The sequence below is a fragment of the Nakamurella deserti genome (assembly GCF_003260015.1).
Taxonomy (GTDB): Bacteria; Actinomycetota; Actinomycetes; order Mycobacteriales; family Nakamurellaceae; genus Nakamurella; species Nakamurella deserti.
This window is the reverse complement of the sequence record NZ_QCXS01000002.1, coordinates 1,083,812-1,101,997: the sequence shown is the minus strand read 5'-3', so window position 1 is coordinate 1,101,997 and position 18,186 is coordinate 1,083,812. Positions and strand designations below refer to the sequence as shown.

Here is an 18,186-nt window from a genome sequence, read left to right as displayed (position 1 = left end):
CCCGTTTGACACCGGCACCCCAACGGGGAGAACAACCGCATGCCCGAAGGTGACACGGTGTTCCAGCTGGCGCGACGACTGCGCTCCTCGCTCGACGGGCGCACCATCACGCACGGCGAACTGCGCGTCGCCGCCCACGCCGACGTCCGGATGGCCGGTCTGACGATCCTCAACCACGACACCCACGGCAAGCACCTGCTGACGCGGTTGTCGGAGAACGTCACGCTGCACACGCATCTGAAGATGACCGGGTCGTGGACGGTGACGCGGCCGGGGCGGCAGCTCCCCCGGCGGCTGTTGCCCGACGTCAGGGTGCTGATGGCCCTGGACAGCGGGGCCACGGCCTACGGTGTCAGCCTGCCGGTCGTCGACCTCGTCGCCACCGACCGGGAATCGGACCTGATCGGGCACCTCGGGCCGGACCCGCTGCGCGCCGACTGGGACGCGGCCGAGGCCGTCGCCCGGCTGGGCGCCGATCCGACCCGGCCGCTGGCCGCGGCGCTGCTGGATCAGCGCTTGATGGCCGGCCTGGGCAACCTGTGGGCCAACGAGCTGTGCTTCCTCCGCGGTTACAGCCCGTGGACGCCGGTCGGTGAGGTCGACCTGCCGGCGACGGTGCGGCTGGCGGCGCGGGCGCTCAAGCAGTCGGCGACCGTGCCCGGTGCCATGCAGGTGACGACCGGGAACACCCGGCCGGGCGAACAGCACTGGGTCTCCGGTCGCGCCGGTGACCCGTGCCGCCGCTGTGGCACCACCATCCGGGTCGTCGCCGAGGTCCCCGGTGACCCCGGTCGGCGCCGGACCTGGTGGTGCCCGAACTGTCAGCCCGGCCCGGGCCCCGACCGCTGACGGCCCTTTCCTGCGCTCGAGCGCGTTCCCTGATCGGCCCCCCGGACCGGGACCGTCGCCACCGCCGCCCGGTCAGCGGTCGCCCGGGTCCGGGCCGTGAGCGGTCGGAGCGGCGGGTCAGGCGAGACGGGCGACCACGGCGTCCAGGGCGATTTCGGCGGCGGCGAGGCTCGCCTCGGCCTCGCCGGCCAGCGGCGCCATGGCGGCGATCCGACCGGCCAGCGTGAGCTCCGCTGTGACGACGTAGACGCTCATTCCCAAAGCGACCCCGAGAACCTGCTGCAGCGCCGGGATCTCGTGGTCCAAGCCGGCGTTGGCCGTGTCCGGCCCGTACTGGGCACCGCGGCTGGACACGATCACCACCGGGCGGCCGGCCATCGGCTGCGGCCCGTCGCCGAACGGGGCGGTCGTTCCGGGGACGTGGATGTTGTCGACCCACGCCTTCAACGTCGACGGCAGCGACCAGTTGTACATCGGGGCTCCGACGACGACGACGTCCGCGGCCAGGAGCTCGTCGATCAGGGTCCGCTGCAGATCCTCCGCGGCGGCCGGCACCGTCTCGTCCGGCCGGCGCAGATGCGGCGCCCAGTGCAGGACGTGGGTCGCGAGGTGCGGGAGCGGGTCGGCGTGCAGATCCCGACGGACGACCGCGTGGTCGGCGCCGTTGGCGGTCCAGCCCGCGGCGAACCGGGCCGTCAGGGTGCGGCTGACGGAGCCTGTGCGGTCGGCCGACGAGTCGAGGTGCAGCAAGGTGGGCACGGCAGGCCTCCGGGGCGGTGGGTCGGTCGGTGACGCCCGGTGCGGGTCGCCGGAGCCGGACGCACGGCGGCGACCCGTCCCCGATCGGTCACCGTACGCGGGGGCGGACCGGCGCCGGCAGCAGCTGGCCCACGACCCCGGCGGCCAGCCGTGCGGTGAAGGTGCCGTCGGCCAGGCTGAGCCGGACCAGGTCGTCGAAGGCACCCTGACGGGCGGCCGCGGCGCGGACCCCTGCGTCGAGCAGCAACGGCCGCCTGAGCAGCCGGTCCAGACCGTCGGTGGTCCGCAGGTGTCGGCCCAGGGTGGCGGTCATCGTGGTCCGGTACGCGGCCCCGGGGTCGCCGCCGCCGGTGACGGCGGCCGCCGCCGCACGCCCCGCGAGCGCCCCGGACGTCACCGCGTAGAAGATCCCCTCCCCGCTGAGCGGGTTGACCAGCGACAGTGCGTCACCGGCCAGCAGCACGCGTCCGTCACCGATCCGCGGACGTCCCGGCGACAGCGGCAACCGGTGCGCGCGCAGCGAGGTCGGCTCCGGGTCGAGCCCCGGCAGCAGCCGCCGCATCCCGGCGACCAGATCGGCCCGGCTCAGCGTGCGTCCGGTGAGCAGCTCGCCGTAGCCGACGTTGGCCCGGCCGTCGCCCAGCGGGAAGCTCCAGGCGTAGGCCGGCCAGTGCCGCGCCGACATGGTGATGAGCTGGGTGTCGGCCTGACCGGGCAGCTCCGCGGCGTACCCGCGCATGGCCAGTGCGACCCGCCGCGGGACATCGGCCGGCCGCCGGCCGCGCTGCGCCGACGCCGCCCGCCGCACCGTCGATTCCGCGCCGTCGGCGCCGATGACGACCGACGCCCGCAGCGTCCCGTCGACCACCACGTGATCGGCCGCGGCGACGACATCCCGCACCGTGCGCCGCTCGAACGCCACGCCGCGGGCGCGCACGTCGGCCATCAGCCGGGCGTCCAGCAACTCCCGCGGGATCACCCGCACCGTGCGTGCCATCCGGCGGTCGACCACCGTGCCACCCGGTGCCGTCAGCCGCAGCCGGCCCAGGGGCGGGCAGCCGTCCAGCACCGCATCCAGGTCGAACCCGAGCGCGGCGAGCCCGTCCAGCGCCTCGGCGGCGATGCCGTCCCCGCACACCTTGTCGCGCGGGAAGTCCTGCCGGTCGACGATGAGCACCCGCAGGCCCGGATCGGCGGTCAGGGCCGCCGCGGCGGCGGAGGTCCCCGCCGGGCCGCCGCCGATGATCACCAGGTCCCACTCGGGTCGGTCCACGCGGCCGACGGTACCCAGCTCCGACGGCGTGGGTGCGCGGACGGTTCGCGGCGGACTTGGCACCGCCGCCGATCCGGTCGGCGTCCCATGCCGTCCGCGGGTGGTGCGGGCGGGCTGTCGGCCCGCAGGCGGCCGACCCGCGGCGGCTGGCCCGGCCTGGCGAACCGGGGCTGTCCGCGAGCCTCGAGGGTGTTCCCGCGGCCTGCGGCGGCCGTGTCACGCCGCAGGCCCGGCGGGGCATCCCGTGCGGACAACGACCGGTACGGGTGCGCGGACGGCCTACGGCGGCAGTGTCACCGCCGCCAGCGGTCCGGCTCGGCATCCCGTGCGGTCGACGACCGGTACGGGTGCGCGGACGGCCTACGGTGGCAGTGCACCGCCGCCGGCGGTCCGGCTCGACGTCCCGTGGCGTCGGCGCCCGGTCCGGGTGCGATGCCCCGCTGGCGCTCACCCGTCGTCCGACAGCTCCTCGACCAACGCCGCCCACCGCTGCCGCCGCTCCGTTGCGTTCTGCTCCCACCAGGGGGTGCCCCGCTCACCCAGCGCCACCTTCGCCCGCTGCACCCGGTCACGCGCCGCCCGCTCGGCGTCCGGTTCCGCCGCCTTCAGCGCCGCCCCCACCGCCCGCCGGGCGCTCATCAACTCACGGCGCAGCACCGCCGCCGCGTCGTCGGGGATCTCGGGATCGGTGGCCCGCCAGCGGCGGCCGTCGATGACCACGTACCGCCCGTCGGAGGTGCGTTCCGGGCCTGCCGCTGCTGTCGCCATGGTTCCCCCACCGTCGCCGCCCGAGACGGTCCCGGGCCTACCGTGTGTACCCATGCCCCGTCTCCACGACCCCGCGCCTGCGCCGTGAACGCCACCGAAAGCGTCCGCGCCGTGCCACCCACGACTGCGGTCGTCACCGGCGGCGAATCCGGTATCGGCCGGGCCACCGCACTGGCGCTCGCCGCGGCGGGGATGGACGTCGGCCTGACCTGGTTCACCGACGAGTCCGCGGCACAGGCGGTGGCCGTCGAGATCGTCCGGCTGGGTCGGCGAGCGGCGGTGGCCCGGATGGACGCCACCCGCCTGTCCGAGATCGCTACCGCCGTCGACGGTCTGGCCGTCGATCTCGGTGGTCTCGACGTCTACGTGCACAACGCCGGCGGCGGCCCCGGCGGCCGCCTCGTCGACCTCGACCTGCAGACCTGGCGGCACACGCTGACGCTCAACCTCGACGCGGCGTTCGTCGGCGTCCAGCGGGCCGCGCAGCGGATGATCGAGGCCGGCCGGGGTGGCCGGATCCTGGCCGTGACCAGCGTGCACGCCGACCTCCCGGGCATGGGCGCCGCCGCCTACTCCGCCGCCAAGCACGGGATCACCGGCCTGATCCGCACCGCTGCGTTGGAACTCGCCGTCCACGGCATCACCGCCAATACGGTGGCCCCGGGCGAGATCGCGACACCCATGACGGGACTGGACGGAGTCGACCCGTACACCGTCGACCGCCCCGGCATTCCGGCCGGGAGGCCCGGTGATCCGCGCGAGATCGCCGCCGTCGTCGCCTTTCTCGCGTCCCCCGCCGCCGCCTACGTCACCGGCGCGTCCTGGACGGTGGACGGCGGGATGGGCCTGATGGGGGCCCAGGCCGCCCCACTGCTGACCTCGGACGCCTGGCGGCGGTGAGGGCCGACACCCCACAACGACGGTTTTCGAGCACCAACCGTCACCGCCTGATACGACGATCTGGTTCGTGTCGGTGCGAACGCGCCGGCGAAGCGCTCACCTCCCAGCCTCGGTTCAAGCGTTCCGTTCCGTTTCCAGTCGAAAGTGTCCTTCAATCACGCGTCACCGCGGACACAGCTTCTCGACCGCACGGCTGATGATGGTGTCGAACGCCCGGTCCCTCAACATCGCATGGGCCGCCATAAGCGGTTTCGGCCCGGATCCCACGGCGCAGCGGGTTGGGGTTTGCGTGCTGTGACGGCCGTGCCTATCGCGTCGGCGAGGTGCTCCGACAGCTGGAGTTGCCGCAGATCAGAGCATCTCGAGCGGCACCTTGCTGGTTGGTGGTGGGAACATCCGGTCGAGCTGTTCCAGCTCTGCTTGGTTGAAGCCGATCTCCATCGCGGCGCGGTTCTCCATCACCCGCGCCGGCGTGGATGCCTTGATGACGGCGAAGACCTCGGGGAGTCGCAGCACCCAGGCGAGGGCCAGCTGGGCGGGAGTTATCTCTTTTGCGCCGGCCATGTCTCGGACCGCGGGGTGCTTGAGCAGTTGGCCGTGGTCGACCGGGGAGTAGGCCATCAACGGCATGCCGGCCGCGCGGCATCTGGGGAGGAGGTCGTACTCAGGTCCTCGGCGGGCCAGGTTGTAGAGCACCTGATCGGTCTGCACCCGCGCTCCACCCGCCACCGAGGCGAGCTCGTCGAGGTCCGGGGCATCGAGGTTGCTGACGCCCCACCCGCCGATCAGCCCCGCCTGCACAAGGTCCTCGAACCCCGCCACCGTCTCAGCCAGAGGCACTCGGCCGCGCCAGTGCAGCAGGTACAGGTCGAGGTGATCGGTGCCCAACCGCCGCAGACTGGCCTGGCAGGCCTCCAGGGTCCCTCGTCGCGTGGCGTGGCTGGGCACCACCTTGCTGACCAGGTAGACGCTGTCCCGCCGCCCCGCGATGGCCTCGCCGACGAGCTCCTCGGCGGTGCCGTCGCCGTACATCTCGGCGGTGTCGATCAGCGTCAGGCCGTGCTCGATGCCCATGCGCAGGGCGGCCAACTCGGTGCCGCGCCGGGCGGGCTGCTCACCCATGTACCAGGTGCCCAAGCCCAGTGCCGGGACGGTGCTCCCGTTGGGCAGGGACACTGTGCGGACGGTGGGTGCGGCCATGGCGGGTGTCCTCCGGGGGGTGCGGGTGGTGGAACACGAGGGTCTGAACGATCCTCGACGGTGCCGGTGTCTGCGAGCCCGGGCCGCATGTGCCGCGCGATCCGTGAGCCGGGGGCCGACTGCGCTCTGGGTCAACCTTCGAGTCATCGACGGCGATCGCGCCGATCTCCTCGGCCAGCCGCAGCCGGTCCGGGTGCCGATCCACCACCATCACCTTGGCCGCGCCCTGGATCGTCGCCGAGTACGCGGCCACAGACCGACCGGGCCGGACCCGTAGATCACCACGGAGTCCCCGGGGACCACACCGGCCAGCTCGGTGGCGTGATACCCGGTCGGGAAAATGTCCGCGACCATCACGTAGTCGTCTCCTTCTCCACCGAATCCTCACCCAGCCGAAAGCAGTCGTGGTCGCCGTAGGGCACCCGCGACAGCTCCGCCTGCCCGCCCTGCCCCGGCCCCATGTCGGCGAACCCAGCGGCGGCGCCGGCCATCTTCGGGTCCGGCTGAGTCGTCAGGCAGTAGTTGGTGAACCCCCGCTCTCAGTTCTTGCAGAACCCCCAGGAGACGTTCAACGGCAGCACCACCCGGTCGCCGACCTTGACCTTGTCGACCCCGGCCCCGGCCCCGGCCCCGACCTCGATGACCTTCCCGAGGTTCTCGTGCCCGAACCAGCGTCCGGTCTCGAAATCGGTCCGGCCCTCGTACATGTGCAGATCCGACCCGCAGATGTTCGCGGCCGTGATCCGTACCAGCACGTCGGTGGGTCGTTCGATCTTCGCGTCCGGTGCGTCGTTCACGCTGATCTGCCGCAGCCCCTCGTAGACCAGTGCTCCTATCCCTGCGTCGGTCGCTGGTCCCAGGAATCCGCAGTACGCTCGCTGTGCACTGCGGGTCTTACCAGGACAGCAAACCCCTCTCCCGCACCGCGACGCATCGGCAGAACGACCGACAGGACGGCATCCGGACCAGGGCAGCCGGCCAAGGCACGTCATGTATGGACCAGTGGATGCTGGGCGCATCGCGGTCGAGGTTGCACAGATCTCGGTCATGCCGGGCCCACCGGCGGAACGCGCCGCGGCGCTGCTCGAGCCGCTGCACCAGTTGCTGCCGTTCGACGGGGCGTGGCTGGCCTTGGCCGACGAGGACCACCGCGGACACCACTCGCTGGTCAGCACCGGCTGGGACAGGCGCACGGCCGCCTACCTCGACGGGCCGATCCTGGTCGACGAGATCGAGCAGCTCGGCATGACCCGCCCCCACACCCCGCTGCGGGTCGCGGACTTCCCGACACCAGTCAGCGAGCTGCGGTCCTGGGCAGAGTGCCTCACCCCCGCCGGATTCCGCGAATGCCTGCAAATGGGCCTGTTCACCGCCGACGGCCGGCCGATGGGGTTCGTGGGCCTGTTCACCGGCAGCGCCACCGTCCCGTCGGACGCCGCCCGCGACCTGCTCGCCATCCTTGGACCGGCGTTGACCCAGGCCATCGACCCACTGCGCTCAACCGCCGCGGCGGCCCAGCTCGTGCACTCCGCAGCCGCTGCTGTGATCCTCACCCGGTCACGGGACGTCCTGGCCGTGCCCGGGCTGCCCGACCACCCCGCGTTACGCCCCGGCTCGCCGGTACTGGCCGCTGCCCACAAAATGCTCGACGGACCGCAAACCTCGTTCCTTCTGCCAGCGCCAACCGAACCCGGCGGCTACCTACGCGTCACCGTCCTGTTGGTGCCGCAAAACGCCCCAAACCACCACAACGCGATCGTCGTGCTCTCCCCATGCGGCGCCGACCTGCACGGGCTGACCCGCCGCGAACTCGAGGTCCTCGGCCTGCTCATCGCCGGTCAACACAACGCCCAAGCCGCCCAAACCCTCACCGTCACCCAGCGCACCATCGCCACCCACATCGAGCACATCCTGATCAAACTCGACGCCGACACCCGGGCGCTCGCCGCCGTCCGCGCCCAACGCCGCGGGCTGTACATCCCACCAGCACTGTTTGGCGCCAGCCTCGATGTGTCTCATAACCCGTGTAGATAACCGCCTCTCCCGGGTATTCGTACACGGCATTCGGACGCAGGCATGCAAACGATGGTTCACGAGAAGGTGTCCGTAACCCGTGTCCGCATGCTCCGCGAGGTTATGAGACGTTGTAACGCGCACACGAGTTGCGTTACACCCTGCCTTCTGCGCTACCTGATCGTCGCTGTAGGCGAACCAGCGGCCCGTCGTCCATGACCACAACTGTTCGCCCGACGATGCAGAGCTGATGGCCTAGAACCCTCGTCGACCAGGTGCTCAGGCAACCTCTAGCAAGTAGATCCGGTCTCTTAGTTCGTCGTTCAGCTGTTCCGCGTGAGTCCCGTGATTAACCCCAAATCTGTGGTCGAGCGCTGATACCTCTGTCCGAGAGGCAGTCGGTGACCCGTGATGGCAACTTGGTAACATGACCCATCCGGCCTCAACCCTCACACGGAGCACACCGATGGATCAGCTGATAGCTGAGATGAAGCGCTCACCAATCCTGCGTGTCCTCATCCTGATAGGGGTCGTTATAGGAATCAAAGCTTTCCTCACGTCGTCCGTCAGCGGCGGAATCTCTTGCTTCGTGTTCGCTACCTTGCTGTTCGCAATGATCGTGCAACGATCCCGCCGGAATAAGACCGCCTCGTAGCGGGCGGCCAGCTCACCTGCGCCGCGGATCCTCCACAGCCGGCTGTTTTCGTCTGCCCACTGGTCGTCTCCGGTCGACGAGGGCCGCTTCACCCACCCATTTTTCGTAGGAGCCGCCGGGGTGACGAGCGGCTCGGTCCGACTCCTTCGCGAGCTCGTGTATCTATCAATCCCTGCCTATTGCCCTCAATCGGGACTTGGGTGCCGGCGGTGTCGGTTCCGCTGGCCGCCCACGGGTTTGCCGCGTTGTGTCTCTTAACTTGTGTCCAAAATTACCTTCGATGAGCATTCGTACACGGGTTATGAGACATGACAAACAAAGGACGGTTCGCCTGACATGTGTCCGTAATTCGTGTCCACATGCTCGGCATGGTTGTCAGACGTTGTAACGCGTACACGAGTTGCGTTACAACAGGGTGCCGGGCTCATCTAGCAGGAAGCGTCGCCGTAAGGCGCGTAGGTGCGGAGGATCTGCACAGCCGAGGAGTCGTCCGCCGGCTGTAGGCGCCAGGTCGAGCCCCAGCCACTTAGGAGCACCTTGTCGCTTCGGTCTCGGTCGAGAATGACCTTCCTCCGTCTCCAGCGTCCTTGGCTAATCAGGGCGACAGCTAGTGCTCTCGTTGCAGCGGGTCGTAGCCAGGTCCATAGATCTTCGACGGCCTCGGTCATCGTCCTGGTTTCCCAGTCCGTGCCCCAGTCATCGAAGGCCACTGACAGCTGGCACATGCCGTTGGCGTCCTGCGACACGTCGGCATACAGAGGGCACCTTCCGTTGCCACCAGGGAGCCGGAACGTGACGGTCACCTGCTGTTCGAATTCATCCAGCTCGATTTCGAGGTGAGAGCTGGCAACTCCGGCGGCTGCAAGGCGTGCGCGCAGGTCCCTCGCTGCTACTGCACCTGTTGGCTCCATGACCTCACTGTGCACGACTAGACTTAAGCGACCTGCCGATCAAAACCAGCTCCGTAAGATGCGTCGTTCGAGCAGCTCGGACTGAACTAGCAGCGCGCCGATGAGTTCCTCGGCGGAGATCTCGCCCAGATCGCGCCATTCCCAGCTCAGATCGCCATCCTGGAAGCGAGCGCGGATCGGTATCGTCGCAGATTTGATGTCGTCGGGGGACTCGAGTGTGCGGGTTGCCAACGTCCCGAGAAGTTGTGTGAGCGTGACCTCACCGGGGTCCGGATCGTCGTCGTAGTCCGGCGTGTCTTCTGGCTGGAGGTTTGGAGCGTCCGCGTCCCACAGGGTGAGCTGCTCCTCCAAGAGCACACGCAGTCGAACCTTCAACGCGCCTAACAGCTCCTCGCTGTTCTGCGGACCCGACGATCGGGTGTCCCAGCCGGCTTCCCCCCGTCAGTATCGGTGGTCTTGATTGAAGCCCAAGCCCACTCAGCGGTAGCACCTGCATTCAGCGGAACCGCAGGACCGAACGCGCGGAGAAGCTCAGCGAACTGAACCTGGCTGGCATCGGTGCTTGTGTCCAATGGTGCAACTGGCGGGGTCTCCATCTGCATTTTCCTTCGAGGCTTGCGGTAGCCGAGCCGGGACGGAGAGCTCAGACCGGCCACGGTCCCCGACTCGGCGCCGAAACTAGGTCAGTTGCCGAGTAGACCATGGATCAGGCGGAGCCGGGATCTTTGAAGGAGACTGGAGCGCTGGAGCAGCGTCCCGCGAGCTCCTGCCTCGTGAGTGCTACCCGTCTTGCGGTTGCGGCCGGTACCGCACCACTTTGCTCCGGTCGTCGTGCTCATAACTCGTGTCCATAACTGCCTCTGAAAAGCTTTCGTACACGGGTTATGAGACACAGCAAGCAAAGGATTATTTACGTGACAGGTGTCCGTAAGCCTTTTCCGCATGCTCGTCGGGCTTATGAGACGTTGTAACGCGTACACGAGTTGCGTTACATCCCGGGCCCGGGCGGTGTGTTAGCTGGGCTGGCGGCCCGCGCACCGACATCAGGTCCCGTTGCTCATGATGACTTCGCACGAGCTGGAGTACGCGGATCGGCAGGGTTCAACCGCTGCGGAACATCTACGCGGGGGGCTGTACCGGATCGTCGGACCAGCGTTGCCAGGCCTCGATCAGTGCGTCGCTGCCGGCGTCGACCGGCGACAGGGGGCGGCCAGTCTGCGTGCGCCGGTGCGCCGCCCACGCTTCCCACCGGTCGTCCCCTTCGCCCCCTCCGACGGTCGTGTCCGGCCCGTGTCCGGTATCGCCGGGGTCCGCGTCTTGGGTGACCTGACGGGCGATGTCGAAAATGGCGCTTTCACGCAGCGACTGCGACGCCCACCACGGGGCGTAGGCGGACAGGAAGCGGACCAGCTGCATCGCGAGGAACCCTGTCCGCTCAGCATCAGCAAAAGCGCCGCCGACTGCCTGGTGTTGCTGGTGTGAGGCCGCGTCGAACCAGAACCCGCCGTCGTCGACCCGTCCCACGCGGAGGGCCCTTGCTGCTGCGAAGTCGGGCCTGAGTTCGACGGGCAGTTCGTCGAGCTGGGCGGCGACGTTGCGTAGCGGACCGCGGTGCGCCCACAACTCGATGGTGGTGTCCGGCGGACCATGCCACCAGGCGTCCGGGTTGCGCCACTCCTGATTTCCGCGGCCGGCGTCGAAGTCGGTGTGCGACTTCTCGTCCATGGCGAACCTGCGCTGGCGCAGCGGGTCGAGGTCCGTGACCCGTTCCAGTCGGACGGTGCGCGGAGCCCGAGGGCCGATGATTTCCATCAGTACCTCTGTGCCATCCACCTCCAGCCGGTACAGCCGGCTGTCCCCCCGATACTGCAGCAACCCTGGGCAAGCCCGGGTGTCGACGTCCACCGTCACCGGTTCGCTTGTCGCTGACTCCGACCACTCCGGACGGACACCGTGGGTCTCGTCCGCGTGCGCACCGACCGGGTGGTTGTCCACCGTGACGACAGGGCTGCCTTGCCGCGGACCGGAGTTGAACGCGATCGCTTCCACTGGCCCGGTCCGCGCGATCACACGCCCCAACCGCGCCGGGTACACCTCGTCCACCGGCGCGAACACCGGCCACGACGGCAACCGCAACCGAGCCTCAGCCCGATGGAACCGACGCAGCTGCGCCCACCGCTCCTCGATCGCGCGGGAGATGTTCCCCGCTGCAGGGTCTCCGGCTGTTTCACCCGCCCCTGTCAATGGGTGCGATCGAAGCGCCAGTACGCCCAGCAGGCGTAGATGAATGCGACAGCTCCCGGCAGGGCGACCGTGACCAGTGCTAACCGAGCATGGGGTATCGCATCCAACGGGATTTCGTCGAACCCGCGGCCGTAACCCAGCCGGAAAGCATGGGCGAAGCCCGCCACCAGAAGCGCGATCCCCGTAGCCATCGACAACACCGCTGCAGCCACAACGAGGCGACCGTTGCGCTTCCGCGGCCGCCACATCCCAGCCTGATCGATAGGCATGCCAGCATCGTCCCCTGATCCTGTCCCTGAGGCCAGACCCTGCTGTACCGCGCCCGTCCCACGGTTGGGTGCCGCACCGTCTCGGCCATGACCCAGGTCGCGGACGGGCACCGGCGGAACATCGCGAATCTCAGCCCACTCGACACCAGGACCTCGATAGGGCACGGGCCGAGATGACCAGCACGCGGAGGGCGACGTCGGTGGAGGGGCGACCTGCATCTGCAGCTGTCCGCGGGCTCGGGTAGTGGGAAGAGTCGACGGACCCGGCGATGTGGTCGGTGGTGCCGTCCGGGCCGGACAACTCGGCGAGGACCACGCTCGCAGTGACGTCTGCGCCCCCACCCCGCCGAAGGATCCGCAGCCGACGGTGCAGTGCGGGTTGGAGCCAGCGCGTACCGGGCGCTGAGGACCGGTCACGGCGTCCGGACGGTTCCGTCGGCCGGTGCCCGCCCGCGGACACGGTCGACGACGAGCGCCGGCGTGTGGTCGTCGTCGTCGCCCCGGGACCGCTCCGGGAAGTCGAACACCGCGAGCATCGACTGCATCGGGTACCACGGCGGGGCCGGGCAGCGCCGGACCACCACGTCGTCCACGGCGAAGACGACCTCGTGGGGAGTCCAGTCGACGGCGTAGTCGTGGAACGCGGCGACGTCGATGTCCAGCCGTGGTGCCGCGAAGTTCTCCGTCACCCGTGGGTCGCGGAAGGCGTGCAGGCCCATGCCCACCGCAGCCGAACGACCGGGAATGACGGCATCACCGAAGATCTCGGCGACACAGATCTCCGCGCACTCCTGCGGGTCCTCCTCGACGCCGACCAGCCACCAGGCGGCCATCGACCGCGGTGAGAGATCGAACCGGGCCCGCATCTCCAGCCGCCCCCCGGTGGGTGTCCAGCCACGGAACAGCGGCTGCCGCTCGCGCACCCGGGTCCCGGGGAGCGGGGGTTGCTGGCCGTGGGTGCCCCCCACCGGCCCGGAGAAGTTGCCCGACTGGATCCCCGACACCCGCAACGCCGGATGGTGCCGACCGGGCAGGAACGCCCCCGTCCCGGGTGGCAGCAGGAGCTCCAGGCAGGAGTCCCGCAACCGGTACGTCGCCGCCGACTCCGCCCGGGAGCTCCACGCCGGCAGGTAGTGCGGCGACCAGACGCGATCGTCGAGGGTGGGTCCGTCGAAATCGTCGACGAACGTCCACTCCCCGTCGGACGCGGACGGTGACGTCCCGTGAGACCTGTGGGGCGCCGCGTTCTCGACGGCGGTCTCGTCGGCGGTCTCATCGGTTAGGCGGTCGGGAACCGGCGTCATGGGGGCAGTCTCGCACCGCACCCCGACAACGATACCGCCGCGACCCGGACGAAGACGCGGGAGCGCATCGGCCCGGCGCTGCCGGTCTGCCGGTCGGTCGGTCACGGGCCGTACCCCGGTCACACACTGACACTGACCGGAAGGCCGCTTTACGGCGTAGGGGGCGCTGGCCCCGGTGGACACGCGTCCGATAGAGTGAAGGTCAGGGCCGGGGAGGGCAGATGGACACGATGACGTTGACCTTTCTGGTGGTCGGCGGCCTCAGTCTCGTGCTGCTGCTCATCTCGGTGGTGATCGGCGATGTGGGCCATTTCGCCGCCGACGCGGACGGGCCGTTCTCGCTGCCGGCGCTGGCCGCCTTCCTCGGCGGCGGGGGCTTCGCCGGAGGTGCCGCGGCGTCGCTGCTGGCGGATCGACTCGACGACACTCCACGCCTGCTGGCCGCTCTCGGGGTCGGCACGGTCGTCGCCCTGCCGTTGGCCTTCGGCGCCTTGCGGCTGATGTCGGGACTCATGCGGATGCGCACCGACGAGACGCTGACCGGTGCCGGGCTCCTCGGCAGCCACGGTGTCGTCGTCACCGCCATCACCACGCCGACCAGCTTCGGGGAGGTGCGCCTGACCATCGGCGGCCACACCCTCAAGTACTACGCCCGCAGCCAGCACCCGCTGCCGGTCGGAACGCCGGTGTACGTGGTCGACGTGCCGAGTGAGACGTCCGTCGAGGTCGTCTCGACCGCCTACGACCCGCCGGCCCCGCCGATCGCCCCGCTGTCCGACCACCCCCGGAGCCACGAGCCCGATTGAGAGAGAAGGACCCATGAGTCCCGTGATCATCGCCGTCATCGGCAGCGCAGTCCTGATCGTCCTGGTCGTCCTGCTGATCCTCAGCCGCATCAAGGTGGCCGGCCCCAACCAGGCCTTCCTGGTCACCGGCGCCAAGGGCCGGTCCACGACCAACGCCGCCGGGCAGGTCAGCACCGACATGTCCGGCCAGAAGGTCGTCATGGGGGCCAGCGTGTTCGTGCTGCCCGTGGTGCAGAAGCTGCACAAGATCGACCTGTCCAGTCGCCGCATCCCGGTCGGCATCCGCGGCGCGGTCTCCAAGCTCGGGGTCAAATGCGATCTGGAGGGCGTGGCCATCGTCAAGGTGGGCGGCTCCCAGGACTCCATCCGGGCGGCGGCGCAACGGTTCCTCAACCAGCAGTCCGGCATCGACGTCTTCACCTCCGAGGTGCTCTCGGGTGCGCTGCGCTCCATCGTCGGCCGCCTCAGCATCGAGGAGATCATCCGTGACCGCGCCGCTTTCGCCTCCGCGGTCGCCGAGGAGGCCGAGGCATCGCTCACCGGCCAGGGTCTCGTGCTGGACACCTTCCAGCTGCAGGACATCGCCGCCGAGGGCTCGTATCTCGCCGACCTCGGACGCCCGGAAGCGGCCCGCGTCGTCAAGGAGGCGGCGATCGCCGAGGCCCGCGCGCAGCAGGCCGCCCAGCAGGAGAGCCTGCTCGCGCAGGAGGCGATCGCCATCTCGCAGCGGCAGCTGTCGCTCAAGCAGGCCGAGATCAACGCCGAGATCGACGCGGCCAAGGCGGCGGCCGCCGCCGCCGGCCCGATCGCCAAGGCGGCACAGGACCAGCGGGTGCTGCAGGAGCAGGAGAAGGTCGCGCAGGCCACCTCGGCGCTGACCGAGCGGCAGCTCGACACCCAGGTGCGCCGGCCGGCCGACGCCGACCGGTACCGCATCGAGCAGCAGGCGGAGGGCTCCAAGAACGCCGTCATCGCCAAGGCCGAAGCCGACCGGCAGGCCACGATCGCCGGCGCCCAGGCGGCGGCCGAGCAGGCCCGGCTGTCCGGAGAGGGCGAGCGGGCGCGCCGGTCGGCTCTGGCCGACGCGGAAGCCATCGAGGGCGCCAAGAAGGGCGAGGCCGAGCAGCGCCGCCGTACCTCCATCGCCGCCGCCGTCGAAGCCGAGGGTGCTGCCGACGCGAGCGCCATCCTGGCCCGCGGCACCGCCGAGGCCGAGGCGATGGACAAGCGGGCGAAGGCGTTCGCGACCTACGGTGAAGCCGCCGTCCTGGACCTGCTGGTCAAGGTGCTGCCCGAGATCGTCCGGTCGGCCTCGGAGCCGCTGGCCAACGTGGACAAGATCTCGATCATCTCCACCGAGGGCGCCAGCGACCTGTCGAAGACGGTCGCCGCCAACGTCGCGCTGGGGCTCGAGATGAGCAGTGACCTCACCGGGGTCGACATCAGGGCGCTGCTGGGCAAGCTCGGCGGACAGGCGGGCACCGGCACCGTCGACAAGCCCGCGGCCGCCGGGACGAACGGGCGCCCGTCGACCATCGACATCAACCACTGACCGTCCCGGGACGCGGGTGCGGGCCTCACGTTCGAGGGGGCCCGCACGTCTACCGGACATGAGCCTGTTGCGGACCCCGATGACGACCGACGACGCCCCACCGGTCACGGACCTGCGGTACACGTCCGTGGACTCCCCCGTCGGTGCGCTCACCGTCGTCGGCGGCTCCACCTCCGACGGTTTCGCCCTCACCGGGATCTACTTCCCCGCGCACGTGCACGCCCCCTCCCCGGAGCGCCTGGGCCGTCGGGCCGACAGTGGGGCCGCCGACTTCGACGCGATCCGGAGGCAGCTCGCGGAGTACTTCGCCGGTGACCGCACCGTCTTCGACCTGACGCTGGCCCCGGCCGGACCACCGTTCCGGCAACGGGTCTGGGCGTTGCTGCGAAACATCCCGTACGGATCGACCCGCAGCTACGGCGATCTCGCCGCGGAGCTGGGCGACGTCCGGCTGGCGCGGGCGGTGGGAACGGCCAACGCCCGGAACCCGCTGTCCATCGTGGTGCCGTGCCACCGGGTGGTCGGCGCCGCCGGCACCCTCACCGGGTACGCGGGAGGACTGGAGCGCAAGGCGTTCCTGCTCGCCTGGGAGCGCCGCGCCGACGCGCTGTTCTGACCGCGGGAACACAACGGGGCCGAGCGGAGGATCTCCGCTCGGCCCCGCCCCCGCCATGCGGTCCGTCAGCCGGTGAAGTCCAGCTGGTCATCGGCGACCGCGAGCACCGTCCAGGTGCCGCCGGTGTCGTCGGTCATCGTGTACCCGGGCAGCAGCACGGTGCCGCCGTCGGGCTGGTAGTGGCTCATCAGTTCCGGTGAGGCAGCCGTGATGGTGATCTCGGTGACCGGCCAGGCGAGCGGTGCACCCGCGGCCGGAACCGACGGCGCGACCACCGCCGTCTCGCCGGTGCTCGGATCCGCCCCGTCGGCTCCCGGGGACGACCCGTCGGCCTGGAACCGGACACTGTCGGCCAACGGGGAGGCCATCCCACCACTGACCCCGAAACGCGGGTCGTTCATCCGCTGGAGTGCTGCGGCGGGGCTGACGACGTCGTACTCCCCCAGGCTCACCACGGTGGCGATGGAGCCGAACGCGTACTCCAGGGCCTGACCCTTGAAGGACAGGCTCCACGTCCGGTCGGCGACCGCGGCACCGACCGTCGGAGCGGCCGTCACCAGACGTGTGTCGCCGCTGGGCTGGTCGTCAGGTACCGAGAAGTCGAATCCGGCCGGGTCGACCCCGAGATCGGAGAGGACGCCCTGTGCCCGGGCGATCGCCTCGTCGGTCGTCAAGGGCGCACCGTCGTCGGACGGCAGCGACACGCATGCGGGCCCGATAGGGGCCCCGTTCGCGTCCGACGCAGGGGCGGGCTCGGCCGAACCGGCCGAGCTGGGGCAGCTGGTGTCGTTCAGGTACAGACTGTTGTCGTTGTACTGCAGCGAACCGTTGGCACCGATGGACACGAAGGGGCCGGATCCGTCGTTCGGGCCGACGGTCCAGCTCCCGTACAGGATCTGCGGCGACCCTGACACCCCCAGCGCCGCCGCGACCCGGCCGGCAGTCTCCGGGGTGGCCACCGGCGCCGCATCCAGTGCGAAAGCCTCGGCGGCACCCCCGTCGGTTCCCAGGCCGCCGTCGTTGAAGTGCAGACGCCCACCCCAACCGGCCAGCTTGGACTGCATGTCGCCGCCCGACGACTCGGTCGCGCCCGCCACGGCCGCCGCCGGGGCACCGTCGAACACGACGCCGCCCGACGAGGGCACCGACGGGGTGGACGCAGCCGCCGCCGGGCCGACACCGTCATCGGCGCCGCCGGTCTCGCGCCCGACCACGAACGCGGCACTCCCCACCAGGGCGACCGTGGCGGCGACGGCCGCGACCTGCAGCCAGCGGGGCGGTCCCGACCGGACCGGAGGTGTCACGGCGGTCACCGGGGCCTCGGCGATGCGCCGGTCGACCTCCCGCCGGACGGCGGCCAGATCGACGTTCGCCTCCGCTGCCGGGTCGGCGGCTTCCAGACGGGCGTAGGCCGCGTCGCCGGAATCCGCTCCGGGACGGGGCGTGTCGTGGTCGGACATGGGAGTCTCCTGGTACATCGACGGCGGACGAGCTACTGCTGGAGGAATGTCTCGGGGACGACGATCCTTGCGGCGTCGTGGATCTCAGCCGGTAGCGGCGTCGACCCGGGCCCAGGCGTCCCGCAACCGGGACCGGGCACGGGACAGCGCGGCATCCGCGCCGCCCCGGGAGATCCCAAGGACGGCCGCGAGCTGGGTGCCGTCCAGACCGTCCCAGGCGGTGAGCAGCAGGATGCGCTGATCGCGGGGGGACAGCGCCGCCAACACCTGCCGGACGTCGTCGGCGCCATCGGGCCACTGGGCGGTCTCGGGCTCGCCGTCGTCGGGCACGGCGTGCAGCGGCAGCGGGCGGTGCTTGCGGTGGTGGTTGGCGACGACGAACCCGGCCGTGCGGTACAGCCACGGCAGCTCCATCCCGTCCGGGACGTCGTCGCGCCGGCGCCACGCCGTGGTGAAGACGTCGGCGGTCAGATCGTCGGCGTCGGACCGCGCCGCCCGGCGGACGACGAACCGGTGGACCGCGGCGGCGTGCGCGCTGAACAGCCCGTCGAACCAGCTGTCGTCCCGCACGGCCACCGCGTTCCCCGATCCGCTCACCCACACCCGA

16 protein-coding genes and 1 pseudogene are annotated in these 18,186 nt (G+C 70.4%); 6 read left to right on the top strand and 11 right to left on the bottom strand.

The features are described 5' to 3' along the window. Positions 1-39 precede the first annotated feature (39 nt). Entirely contained in the window at positions 40-849 is an 810-nt protein-coding gene (locus DB033_RS05155) for a DNA-formamidopyrimidine glycosylase family protein (RefSeq protein WP_111765737.1), read from the top strand. 117 nt (positions 850-966) lie between these two features. On the opposite strand, the gene DB033_RS05150 is transcribed toward DB033_RS05155, so the two are convergent. The 3 genes from DB033_RS05150 to DB033_RS20520 form a co-directional block, all read right to left on the bottom strand. Next, complete coding sequence (locus DB033_RS05150) at positions 967-1,608, bottom strand: FMN-dependent NADH-azoreductase (RefSeq protein WP_111765736.1); 642 nt, start codon at positions 1,606-1,608, stop codon at positions 967-969. Positions 1,609-1,696: 88 nt separating this feature from the next. After that, positions 1,697-2,881: an NAD(P)/FAD-dependent oxidoreductase gene (locus DB033_RS05145; RefSeq protein ID WP_111765735.1), complete on the bottom strand. Its 1,185-nt coding sequence runs from the start codon at positions 2,879-2,881 to the stop codon at positions 1,697-1,699. Positions 2,882-3,328: 447 nt separating this feature from the next. After that, positions 3,329-3,649, bottom strand: a complete 321-nt coding sequence (locus DB033_RS20520; protein WP_157970510.1) for a hypothetical protein — start codon at positions 3,647-3,649, stop codon at positions 3,329-3,331. A gap of 111 nt (positions 3,650-3,760) precedes the next feature. On the opposite strand from DB033_RS20520, the gene DB033_RS05135 reads away from it, so the two are divergent. Beyond that, positions 3,761-4,549 (top strand): SDR family oxidoreductase, encoded by a 789-nt coding sequence (locus DB033_RS05135; RefSeq protein WP_240615748.1) that lies wholly within the window; start codon positions 3,761-3,763, stop codon positions 4,547-4,549. 351 nt (positions 4,550-4,900) lie between these two features. Here DB033_RS05135 and DB033_RS05130 read toward each other — a convergent pair whose 3' ends face one another. Both DB033_RS05130 and DB033_RS21775 read right to left on the bottom strand, forming a co-directional pair. Further along, positions 4,901-5,749 (bottom strand): aldo/keto reductase, encoded by an 849-nt coding sequence (locus DB033_RS05130; RefSeq protein ID WP_111765732.1) that lies wholly within the window; start codon positions 5,747-5,749, stop codon positions 4,901-4,903. 145 nt (positions 5,750-5,894) lie between these two features. Beyond that, positions 5,895-6,585, bottom strand: a pseudogene (locus DB033_RS21775) (alcohol dehydrogenase catalytic domain-containing protein); the annotation flags it as partial. 166 nt (positions 6,586-6,751) lie between these two features. Between DB033_RS21775 and DB033_RS05120 the strand changes: the two are divergent. Beyond that, on the top strand, positions 6,752-7,783 hold the full coding sequence (locus tag DB033_RS05120) for a helix-turn-helix transcriptional regulator (RefSeq protein ID WP_240615746.1): 1,032 nt from the start codon (positions 6,752-6,754) through the stop codon (positions 7,781-7,783). Positions 7,784-9,367: 1,584 nt separating this feature from the next. Here the strand turns inward: DB033_RS05120 and DB033_RS05110 are convergent. From DB033_RS05110 to DB033_RS05095, 4 genes are all read right to left on the bottom strand, one after another. Next, positions 9,368-9,685, bottom strand: coding sequence for a hypothetical protein (locus DB033_RS05110; RefSeq protein ID WP_111765729.1), 318 nt, complete (start codon positions 9,683-9,685; stop codon positions 9,368-9,370). A gap of 762 nt (positions 9,686-10,447) precedes the next feature. Further along, positions 10,448-11,443: a hypothetical protein gene (locus DB033_RS05105; RefSeq protein ID WP_111765728.1), complete on the bottom strand. Its 996-nt coding sequence runs from the start codon at positions 11,441-11,443 to the stop codon at positions 10,448-10,450. A gap of 125 nt (positions 11,444-11,568) precedes the next feature. Continuing rightward, a complete protein-coding gene (locus DB033_RS05100; RefSeq protein ID WP_111765727.1) occupies positions 11,569-11,841 on the bottom strand; it encodes a hypothetical protein in 273 nt (90 codons plus the stop codon). 413 nt (positions 11,842-12,254) lie between these two features. Then, positions 12,255-13,145, bottom strand: a complete 891-nt coding sequence (locus tag DB033_RS05095; RefSeq protein ID WP_111765726.1) for a glycoside hydrolase family 16 protein — start codon at positions 13,143-13,145, stop codon at positions 12,255-12,257. A gap of 221 nt (positions 13,146-13,366) precedes the next feature. Between DB033_RS05095 and DB033_RS05090 the strand changes: the two genes are divergently transcribed. From DB033_RS05090 to DB033_RS05080, 3 genes are all read left to right on the top strand, one after another. Then, complete coding sequence (locus DB033_RS05090) at positions 13,367-13,951, top strand: NfeD family protein (protein WP_111765725.1); 585 nt, start codon at positions 13,367-13,369, stop codon at positions 13,949-13,951. A 13-nt stretch (positions 13,952-13,964) separates the two neighbouring features. Next, complete coding sequence (locus tag DB033_RS05085; RefSeq protein WP_111765724.1) at positions 13,965-15,503, top strand: SPFH domain-containing protein; 1,539 nt, start codon at positions 13,965-13,967, stop codon at positions 15,501-15,503. A 79-nt stretch (positions 15,504-15,582) separates the two neighbouring features. Continuing rightward, complete coding sequence (locus tag DB033_RS05080) at positions 15,583-16,119, top strand: methylated-DNA--[protein]-cysteine S-methyltransferase (protein WP_111767262.1); 537 nt, start codon at positions 15,583-15,585, stop codon at positions 16,117-16,119. A 65-nt stretch (positions 16,120-16,184) separates the two neighbouring features. On the opposite strand, the gene DB033_RS05075 is transcribed toward DB033_RS05080, so the two are convergent. Beyond that, positions 16,185-17,579: a hypothetical protein gene (locus DB033_RS05075; protein ID WP_111765723.1), complete on the bottom strand. Its 1,395-nt coding sequence runs from the start codon at positions 17,577-17,579 to the stop codon at positions 16,185-16,187. Between the two features lie 84 nt (positions 17,580-17,663). Then, positions 17,664-18,176: an RNA polymerase sigma factor gene (locus tag DB033_RS05070; protein WP_205843656.1), complete on the bottom strand. Its 513-nt coding sequence runs from the start codon at positions 18,174-18,176 to the stop codon at positions 17,664-17,666. Positions 18,177-18,186 lie beyond the last annotated feature (10 nt).

Coding starts and splice junctions, on each gene's coding strand:
- DB033_RS05085 (WP_111765724.1), top strand. CDS start 13,965: ATGAGTCCCGTGATCATCGCCGTCATCGGCAGCGCAGTCCTGATCGTC.
- DB033_RS05090 (WP_111765725.1), top strand. CDS start 13,367: ATGGACACGATGACGTTGACCTTTCTGGTGGTCGGCGGCCTCAGTCTC.
- DB033_RS05155 (WP_111765737.1), top strand. CDS start 40: ATGCCCGAAGGTGACACGGTGTTCCAGCTGGCGCGACGACTGCGCTCC.
- DB033_RS05130 (WP_111765732.1), bottom strand. CDS start 5,749: ATGGCCGCACCCACCGTCCGCACAGTGTCCCTGCCCAACGGGAGCACC.
- DB033_RS05080 (WP_111767262.1), top strand. CDS start 15,583: ATGACGACCGACGACGCCCCACCGGTCACGGACCTGCGGTACACGTCC.
- DB033_RS05100 (WP_111765727.1), bottom strand. CDS start 11,841: ATGCCTATCGATCAGGCTGGGATGTGGCGGCCGCGGAAGCGCAACGGT.
- DB033_RS05075 (WP_111765723.1), bottom strand. CDS start 17,579: ATGTCCGACCACGACACGCCCCGTCCCGGAGCGGATTCCGGCGACGCG.
- DB033_RS05095 (WP_111765726.1), bottom strand. CDS start 13,145: ATGACGCCGGTTCCCGACCGCCTAACCGATGAGACCGCCGACGAGACC.
- DB033_RS20520 (WP_157970510.1), bottom strand. CDS start 3,649: ATGGCGACAGCAGCGGCAGGCCCGGAACGCACCTCCGACGGGCGGTAC.